Annotated in this window: 4 protein-coding genes; 3 read left to right on the top strand and 1 reads right to left on the bottom strand. The window is 75.7% G+C overall.

The genetic code is table 11. The features are described from left to right. Positions 1–12: 12 nt before the first annotated feature. The 3 genes from ABD296_RS12615 to ABD296_RS12625 all read left to right on the top strand — a co-directional run bounded on the left by ABD296_RS12615 (position 13) and on the right by ABD296_RS12625 (position 5,597). Positions 13–2,583, top strand: a complete 2,571-nt coding sequence (locus ABD296_RS12615) for an ATP-binding SpoIIE family protein phosphatase (RefSeq protein ID WP_344265339.1) — start codon at positions 13–15, stop codon at positions 2,581–2,583. A gap of 130 nt (positions 2,584–2,713) precedes the next feature. Next, positions 2,714–3,598: a hypothetical protein gene (locus tag ABD296_RS12620; protein WP_344265342.1), complete on the top strand. Its 885-nt coding sequence runs from the start codon at positions 2,714–2,716 to the stop codon at positions 3,596–3,598. Between the two features lie 1,267 nt (positions 3,599–4,865). Then, entirely contained in the window at positions 4,866–5,597 is a 732-nt protein-coding gene (locus ABD296_RS12625) for a hypothetical protein (protein ID WP_344265345.1), read from the top strand. Here ABD296_RS12625 and ABD296_RS12630 read toward each other — a convergent pair whose 3' ends face one another. Next, positions 5,598–6,476, bottom strand: a complete 879-nt coding sequence (locus tag ABD296_RS12630; RefSeq protein ID WP_344265347.1) for a hypothetical protein — start codon at positions 6,474–6,476, stop codon at positions 5,598–5,600. It abuts the gene before it with no gap. Between the last annotated feature and the right edge of the window lie 773 nt (positions 6,477–7,249).

Genomic DNA, 7,249 nt, shown 5'->3' on the forward strand with positions numbered 1-7,249 from the left:
GGAGGGATCCGCGTGACCACCGCCGGAGAACAGCGCGCCGGAGAACAACACGCCGGAGAACGGCCGCCGCCGGGCACGGCCCTCGCCGCCCCGGCCGACCACCGCGCCGGGGCCAGGCCGCCCCGGTTCCTCGACCAGCCCCTGCTGGGCGTCGTCAGCATGGCCGCCTTCACCCTCAACGAGCACGGCCGCATCAACCACTGGAACCACGCCGCCACCGAGCTGTTCGGCGCCGGCCCGCTCCAGGCCGCCGGCCGTTCCCCCGCCTCGCTCCTGCAGATCCCGCAGGAGCACCGCGGCGCCTTCGAACCGGAGGCGTTCGGGCACGTCTGGTGCGGCGCCTGCATGGTGCCGCGCGCCGACGACGGCGAGCCCGCCGAGGTCGGCTGGTGGGTGTACCCCATCGAGCCGGACGGCATCGGGCCGGACGGCGACCAGGGCGCCGTCCGCGTCCTCGCGCTCGCCGCCGACCTGCGCCGGCTGCGCGAGCACGGCCCCGGTCTGGCGATGGACGACGTCCTCGTCGCCGCGCCCGACGGCTCCGCCCGGCGCGCCGCCGGAGCCCGGATGCTGCGCGTCGAACCCGTCCTCGGCCCGCCGGGGGACGACGGCCTCGGCACGGACGGCTCGGGCTCGGGCGCGTCCGGCTCGGGCGAGGCGGATGGCTCCGGGCATGGCGACGGGCCGCTCGTCCGCCGCCTCGCCGAGCTGCTGCCCGCCGCCGGAACGGCCGCCGCCGACGCGATCGCGTCCCGCGTCCTCGCCCTCGGCCGGCCCGCCGTCTCGCTCAGCATGACCCTGCGGCTGCCCGTCGTCCCGCACATCGGCGACATGCCCCGGGCCCTGCGCATCCGCCCCCGCGCCGCCACCGAGGGAGGCGCCGACGGCGCGCACGCCGACGGGGAGGGCGGCGCGCCGGGCACCGAGGAGAACGAGACGCTGACCTTCCTCAGCGAGGCCGGGCAGCAGATCGGCGGCTCCCTCGACCACCTGCAGGCCGCTCGCACCCTCGCCGAGGTCCTCGTCCCGCGGGTCGCCGACCTCGCCGCCGTCGAACTGCTCGAAAGCGTCGTCGCGGACTCCGCCCAGCCCGCCGTCGACCTCGACGAGACCGCCCAGATGCGGCGCGTCGCCGTCGCCCACAACGACGAGCCCGGAAGCTGGGAGCGGGTCCTCCCGGAGAACGAGACGCTGCGGCTCGCCGCCGGCACCCCGTTCGTCCAGGCCATGAGCACCGGCCGCCCGGTGCACATCGCGCGGATGGACGCCGCGCACGCGGCCCGGCTGTCCGACGCGCTCGGCGGCCGCGACCTGCGCCCCCTGTTCACCGGCCGCGACCTGCTGGTCGTCCCGCTGATCGCGCGCGGCCGGGTGCTCGGCACGTTCAAGCTGCTGCGCAAGCCCGACCGCCCCGGCTTCGGCGAGCTCGACCTCGCCATGGTCGACGAGCTCGCCCGCCGCGCCGCGCTGTGCGTCGACAACGGGCGGCTCTACCGGCGCGAGGTCCAGGTCGCGCAGGAGCTGCAGCGCAGCATGCTGCCCGCCGACCCGCCCGAGGTGCCCGGCGCCCGCGTCCACTACCGCTACCGGCCCGCCGGGCAGGCCGCCCAGGTCGGCGGCGACTGGTTCGACGCGTTCCCGCTGCCCGGCCGCCGGCTCGGCATCGTCGTCGGCGACGTGATGGGGCACGGCCTCACCTCCGCCGCGATCATGGGCCAGATGCGCACCGCCGTGCGCACCCTCGCCGTCGAGGACATGCGCCCCGACCTGCTGCTCCGCCAGCTCGACGCGCTCGCCCGCCGGCTCGGCGAGGGCTACGTCGCCACCTGCCTGTACGCGGTGTACGACCCCGTCGCCCGGCGCTGCCGCTTCGCCAACGCCGGGCACGTCCCGCCCGTCCTCGTGTCCGAGAGCGGCGACAGCCGCCTGCTGCCCGTCCCCGCCGGTCTGCCGATCGGCGTCGGCGGCGAGCCGTTCGAGACGATCGAGGTCCCGGTCGAGGACGGCTCCCGGCTCGTCCTGTGCACCGACGGGCTGCTGGAACGCCGCGACCGCGACATCGACGAGGGCCTGGAGGAGCTGCGCGGCCGGCTCGCCGGCCCCGCCCACCCGCTCGAGGACACCTGCGACGACCTGCTGGACGCGCTCGCCACCACCGCCCCCGCCGACGACATCGCCATCGTCGCCGTCGGCCTCGACGGCATCCCCAAGGAGGACGTCGCCGTCTGGGAGCTGGAACCCGAGCCGAGCATGGTCCCGCAGATCCGCGCCCAGGTCGCCTTCAAGCTCGCCGAATGGCGCCTCGACGCCGTCGGCGACACCGTCCAGCTGCTGGTCAGCGAGCTGGTCACCAACGCCCTGCTGCACGGCGCCGGGTCCATCGTGCTGCGGCTCATCCGCGGCGACGCGCTGCTCTGCGAGGTCTACGACGACGGCCAGGACATGCCGCACCTCTGCCACGCCGACGCCACCGCCGAGTCCGGACGCGGGCTCCAGCTCGTCAGCCACCTCGCCGCCCGCTGGGGCACCCACCGCACCGACGGAGGAAAGGTGGTGTGGTTCGAGCACCGGCTGCCGCGGTGAACTCCGAGGTCGTCGGCCCGCCTCTCGCGGGTGGGAGGTAACTGTCCCCTCGGCGACAGATAGTTTCCAACGTCCCCGTCCGCTCACCTGGATAGTGTCGAAGCGCATCAACGGCCCATCGGGGGACGATGTGGGCGAGAACCTGACACTGCCGGTCCCGGAGACCCTCTACGCCACCTACGCCGTCGCGCTGGGCGCGCCGATCGCCGACCCCGGCCGGCTCGCGCACGACGAGATCGCGGCGCGGACGCGGCCGCCGCTGCGCGACCTCGCGCTCGGCATGCTCGACAGCCCCATGGTCACCCTCGACCAGCGGCCCGCCGACGAGTTCCCGCCGCTGCCCGCCGACCTGCTCGCCGCCTACGGCGCCTCGCCCGCCGACCTCACCGCCCTCGACACCGCCACGCACATCCTCGCCGTCCGCGCCGCCTACCGCCCCGGCCACCCGCCCGCGCACGAATGGGCCGCCCGCGCCATCGCCGGAGCCGTCGCCGCCGCCCGCACCGCCCCCGTCATCGACGTCTTCACCCCGCAGATCCTCGCCCACGACCAGCTCACCCGGTCCCTGCCCGGACCCGACGGCACCGTCCGGCTCACCGACTGGATGCTCCTGCCGCACACCTCCGGGCCGCACGGCTTCTGGTTCACCACCCGCGGCCTCGCCCGGTTCGGACTCCCCGAACTGCGGACCGAGAACGTCCCGCCCGCCCTCGTCGTCCCCTGGGGCCGCCTCCTCAACGGCCTCGCCCGCCGCGTCCTCGACCTCTGGCACGAACGGCTGCCCGCCGGCGAGCAGCCCCTCGTCGTCGACCTCCCCGAGACCGTCTCCGTCGGCCTCCAGGACATCGCCGCCGCCCAGGGCACCGACGAGCCGATGCGCCGGGAGGTCACCGTCCGGCTCCGCCTCGACGCGCCCGACGACCCCGTCCTCACCGTCCTGCCCGCCGACGACGGCCCCGACCGCCTCGAATCCCTCTGCGCCGCCCTCTTCGGCGCCCAGGACGGCCGCCGTTGACCTCCGTCCCGCTTGCCGACCCCCGCGTCCAGAGCGCAGGATCGACACCGTGAGATTCGGCCCACGCGACCGTCCCGGCTCCGAGGACCCCGACGCCCCCGCGCCCCCGCCCCACCCGGGTGACGTCCATGTCGCCGGCAGGAGCAGATCCCGCCCCGAAGAGCCCGCCGACTGGGTCCCCGTCCCGCCCCCCGCCGCCGAAGCGCCCGACCCCCCTGGCACACCGCCGCCGGACCCCGGAACCCCCGACCCGTCGCCCCCCGAGTGGACCCCCCACCCCACCGAGACGCGCCCCAAGCAGGCCCCGTGGACGCCCCACCCGCCGCGTCCCGCGGAACCGGTCGAGCCGATGAACCCGCCGGAGACCACCCCCGCGCCATGGAGCCTCCGCGACCAGCCGCAGCCGCCGAACCCGCCCTCCGGCGAGGGGACGGACCCGACGGCCTACTGGGCGCCGCACTCTCCAGAGGCGTCCCTGGGGCCACCCGCCCCCGAGACGCAGCCCCCGGAAGCCACCCCCGCCCCGTGGACCCCCCACGCCCAGGCACAACCTCCGAATCCGGCGCCTGCGGACGAACCGGTAGACCCCCCAGTCACGCCCTCCGCGCAGTGGGCGTCCCGCGAGGCCAGCCCGCAGCCGTCCACCGATCCAGGGCAGACGCCCGCCCCGTGGACGCCCCACGACCAGGCGCAGCCGCCCGCTCCAGAGGCGGCGGCGGGCGCCGGCGAGCCGGCGGATGCGCCGCCTTCGCAGTGGACGCCCCGCGATCGGGCAGTCCCTCCGCAGCCGTCGGCGCCCTCGTCACCGGAGGGTGAGCCCGCACCGTGGACGTCGCGTGACCCGGTGGCGGGCTCGGGGGAGTCCTACTCGCCGTACAGGGCGGCGGAGGTGCCTTCCTCGGAAGGGACGCCCCAGTGGTCGCCGCACGTCCCGGCGTCCCGGCCGCCGGAGGAACCGCAGTGGGCACCTCACGGGACCGGCGTGCCGGTGCCCGAGGAGGCCTCCGGAGCGCCGCCGGAGGACGAGCCGGAGCGATGGGTCGTCCGGAAGCCGGGTGGCCTACAGCCGGGAGAGGCCGGGGAACCGCAGAGCACCGGGCGGCACAAACGGCCCGGTAGCGAGGCGGACGAGCCCTTCCTGCCGGGGAAAGGACTGACCGCCGAACCACCCCCCTCACTGACAAAGCCGGACGCGACACGTCCCGAACCCGCGCGACCGCGGGGCGGGGGACTCGCCGCACGTCCGGCCCCCGCCGCGCCGGGGCCCATGGACGACCCCGGACGGCGCCGGGCGCTGGCCGACGCGTTCATGATCGAGTTCATGGGCAGCACGACCTGGCGCGCGATGATCGCCGTCCTGGAGGGGGCGTTCCCCGGACTGGGCATGGCGGCGACGCTCTCGCGGCGCACCGACGAGTTCCGCGGCATGGTGGACGGCCTGGACCGCACCGCCTCGTCCAAGCTCGGCCTGCCCACCTGGCTCGACGACGCCGGCATGGTCTTCGACCTCAGTGCGCACCTGAACGCCCGGAACCCCGTGCGGGCGCGGCCCGGACGGGCGCGGGCGTCGAGGCCGTACGCGGGGGCCTTCGTCATCGACACCCTCGACCCGCTGCGCTACCACCGCGCGGTGGGCGGGCCCCGGGAACCCCGCGACCTGCCGGACGACACCCTGCCTGCGGCGTCCGGCGAGGACGACGACAGCGGCGTCGTCATCGTCGCGAACCTGACCTCGGCGGGCGTCCGCGTCCTGGATTCCCTGGCGCTCTGGCGGTACGCGGCACGCGTGGTCACCGGCACCCTGCACGAGCCGTCGCGCCCGCGGACACGGGCCCGCGCCCGGCGGGCGCTGCGCGCGCTGCGGCGCGCCGTGGTCATCGACCCCGATCTGGGCGTCGGCCTGTGCCTGCAGATCGACACGGGGCACGCGCCCCGCTGCCTGCTGGCGTTCGCCGTCGACCGGACGGACGGGGCCGCGCCCCGCTTCGTCCGGCCCTGATCACTCCTCCGGACGGAGCCAGGACAGGTCCGCCCGCCGGTCGTCCGGCAGCTCGCGGAGGCGCGCCGCGAGCTGCCAGGGCTCGGCGGGCGCGTCGTCCTGCAGGACGCCGCACAGCAGCGCGCTCGACGTGCGCACCACGGTGAACGCGCCGAACCGCGCGATCCCGCCGCCTCGCAGATGCGCCAGCTCGCTGAGCAGCGCGCTCAACGGCCCCGGGTCCTGCGCGTCGATCAGGCTTCCGACCTGCGTCAGCAGGTCCTCGGCCAGCGCGTCGGGACGCCGTCCGGACAGGTAGTAGACCGTTCCCAGATAGGAGCCGTCGGCCGCCTGCGGGGACCGCTGGTCGCGGACGCGCACCCGCATCCCGCACTCGGTGGCGCACCTCTCGTAAGCGTCGGCGAGCAGCGCCTCCGCCTCTCCCTCCTCGCTGAGCAGGACGCCGGGGACGATGCCCTCCTCGTGGTCGACGCGTTCGAGCATGTCCCGGTGCAGCTCCCGCACGTCCTGCTCCACCGTGTCGAGCGAGCGGGCCAGTGCGTGCTGGGCCTCCCGGTCGAGGCCGAGTCCGGCCAGTTCCCCGGCGAGATCGGCGGTCTCCTTCTCCAGCCGGTCGACCCGTCCGGAGAACGCGTCCAGCCGGTCGATGACCTCGGTGGACGCGCCGTCGGCGGCCGGCCGCGGGATCGGGATCCCGGACCGCTCGGCCGCGGCGTCGACCTTGGACTTGAGCGCGTCGTGCCGCTCGGCGAGCTCGGCCAACTGCGTGCGCAGGTCGCGCACGTCCGCCTGTGCTTGCGGGAGCCGCTTGTCGGAGGCCAGGTAGAGCTCGCGTCCGGCGATCGCAAGGCAGAGCAGGACCAGGATCACGGTGGTCATGTGACTCCTCGGGAGGCGGGCTGCCCTTTCGACCCTAACCATCCGGGACGCCGTTGGCCGAGACCGCGCCAGATCTCGTCCGAATCACCCGCCATATCCCCCGCCCCAGTTCCCCACAACCGCCCCCGGCACCCCAACACCACCCAAACCCGCCCACCACCCGGGGACGCGGCGCCTCCTCCCAGCCCAACGGCAGCCAGAACACCAACTGCACGCGGCCAGCCTCCCCGAGAGGCGCCGAACCATCTGTCGCCCGATGGCAGTCAGGACACCGGCGACGCGTCGCAACCCCTCTGGGACGCGCGTGGCCCATCTATCCGGCCTGACAGCGACCAGGCCACCGGCCGCACGCAGCCGGAACGCTCTGGCATGCAGCGCCCGTCAGCAGTCAGCGCACCGACGGCACGTTGCCACCGCACTGGGATGCGGTGCCCCGTCTCTCTCGCCTGACGGCGGCCAGGAGACCGGCCGCATGCGGCGGACCCCGCGGGGACGCGCCGCACCATCTCCCGCCCGACCGCAGCAGGACACCGGCCGCACGCGGCCGGGCCGCCCTCGGACGCGGCGCACCGTCTCTCGCGCCCGACCGCAGCAGGACACTGCCGAACGCGCGCCGTCCCCTCGTGACTGCCGGTGGTGCTCGCCACAGCGTCGGCGCCGCCGCAGAAGGGGCCGCCGTCCGAAATGGTCGGGCCGGGGACTGTCCGAAAGATCGTGTGGGTGGGGTGGTGATCCGGAAGGCTGGGGCCGATGCCTCGGCCGGGAAGGATCAT

This window comes from Actinomadura napierensis (assembly GCF_039529375.1).
GTDB lineage: Bacteria > Actinomycetota > Actinomycetes > Streptosporangiales > Streptosporangiaceae > Spirillospora > Spirillospora napierensis.